Raw genomic sequence first — 2,043 nt, 5'->3', positions numbered from 1 at the left:
ATATAATATCAATATAGTTCAAATTTAGGAAAAAATTGATGTAGAAATGCAATATAAAAGAATACAAATTTGTATAAAAAAAACAATAATTATTTATACAAATTATGGAAAATCAAACTATGGCCATGACGCCCACTATGATGCCTAATATGGCTCATCTGGATATTCCAGGAAATCCATCTACTGCTACAAGCAGCCAAATAAAACTAAGAACCAGTATTAATGATGGGAAAGCGCTAAAGGTATTAACGGAAGATGATTGGAATTTTTGGATAACTAATGGATATGTCATCATTAAAAATGCAGTATCAAGAGAACAGGCTTTAAGAACAGCCGAATTTATTTGGGAATTTGAAGAAAAGAATCCTAATGATGCCAGTACTTGGTACACCCATCCAAGAGCTGAAATGAAAATGAAAGAATTAACGGGTACGGGCATGGTAGAAGTGTATAATAACCAACATTTGTGGAACAACAGACAAAGCCAAAGAGTACACGATGCCTTTGCTGATATTTGGGGAACAGAAAAATTGTGGGTAACGATAGACCGCGCTAATTTGAATTTTCCATTACGTCCCGATTTCCAATACAAAGGTTTTATTCATTGGGACTATGACCCTGAGACGAAACCTCAGAATGTTCAAGGTGTGCTGGCATTAGCCGACCAAACCGATGAAAACATGGGAGGATTTCAATGTATTCCTGAATTATTTAGAACGTATGATACTTGGAAGTTGACACAGCCAGCAGATAGAAATCATTTTCAGCCTGATACATCTGCTTTTGAGGATAAATTTGTAAAAGTAAAATTAGAAGCTGGCGACTTGCTGATTTTTAATAGTAGCCAACCGCATGGCATTCGTCCGAACAAAAGTAAAGATAAAGTACGCATTGCGCAGTATATTTCAATGATGCCTGCTGAGGAAGATAACGAACCTTTAAGACAATGGAGAATTAATTCATGGAAAAATAGGGTAGCTCCAGAAGGCTATGCTTTTCCTGGTGACCCAAGAAACTGGGAACAAACAAAATATCCTGTAGCTGAATTAAACGATTTAGGAAAAAAAATATTAGGATTAACAAAATGGTAAGTTATGCATAAACAAATTTATACTGAACTCAACAATGGTGTGCAAATGCCATTGTTGGGACTTGGCGTATATGATATGTATAACCAAGAAGCGATACAAACTGTAAGCACCGCCTTAAAAATAGGGTATAGGTTAATTGATACTGCCGCAATGTATGAAAACGAAATAGAAATTGGCAAAGGAATTAAAGAAAGTGGTATAGATAGAAATGAGATTTTTTTGACAACTAAAGTTGATAATGCTAGCCAAGGATATGACAAGACCCTACAAGCTTTTGAAGAAAGTATGAAGCGATTGGATTGTGAATACATAGATTTATACCTTATTCACTGGCCAATTAAAGCAACCAGAAAAGACACATGGAAAGCGCTTGAGCATCTGTATAATACTAACCGAGTAAGAGCAATCGGTGTTGCTAATTATTTATTACCATTTTTAGACGAACTAGATACTTATAAAACAATGGTACCAGCAGTCAATCAAGTAGAGTTTAGTCCCTATTTATTTCAGCAACCATTATTGGAGCGTTGTAAAAGAGAGGGTATCCAGTTGCAAGCTTATACTCCTTTAGTAAGAGGTCAGCGTTTTAATGATGAGCGATTAATCGCTTTGAGTGAAAAATATTATAAGACTCCCGCACAAATTATTTTGAGATGGGCTATTCAGCATAATATTTCAACAATTCCAAAATCATCAAGTCCTATCCGATTACAAGAAAACTTTCAGATTTTTGATTTTGAAATATCTAATGACGACATGAAAAAGATTGATGGTTTTAATGAAAACCTACGGGTAGTAGAAGACCCTATGGAACTGTTATAAAAACAAAAGGCTTTCTACTGTTGCAGAAAGCCTTTTGTTTTTATTTTTTCAGTAACCCAAGCAGATATTTTCCATACCCACTTTTTACCAGCGGTTCAGCTATTTTTTTGAGTTGCACCTCATCAATAAA

2 protein-coding genes are annotated in these 2,043 nt (G+C 35.0%); both read left to right on the top strand.

All coding sequences use genetic code 11. From position 1 onward, the window contains the following. Positions 1 to 104 precede the first annotated feature (104 nt). Positions 105 to 1,091: a phytanoyl-CoA dioxygenase family protein gene (locus AC07XN_RS24205; RefSeq protein ID WP_494744909.1), complete on the top strand. Its 987-nt coding sequence runs from the start codon at positions 105 to 107 to the stop codon at positions 1,089 to 1,091. A 3-nt stretch (positions 1,092 to 1,094) separates the two neighbouring features. Then, positions 1,095 to 1,913, top strand: a complete 819-nt coding sequence (locus tag AC07XN_RS24200) for an aldo/keto reductase (protein ID WP_494744908.1) — start codon at positions 1,095 to 1,097, stop codon at positions 1,911 to 1,913. Positions 1,914 to 2,043 lie beyond the last annotated feature (130 nt).

It is taken from the genome of Arcicella sp. GW458-12-2-14-TSB2 (assembly GCF_059423785.1).
The sequence above is the reverse complement of the archived record's forward strand: the minus strand, read 5'-3'. Positions and strand labels throughout refer to the sequence as shown.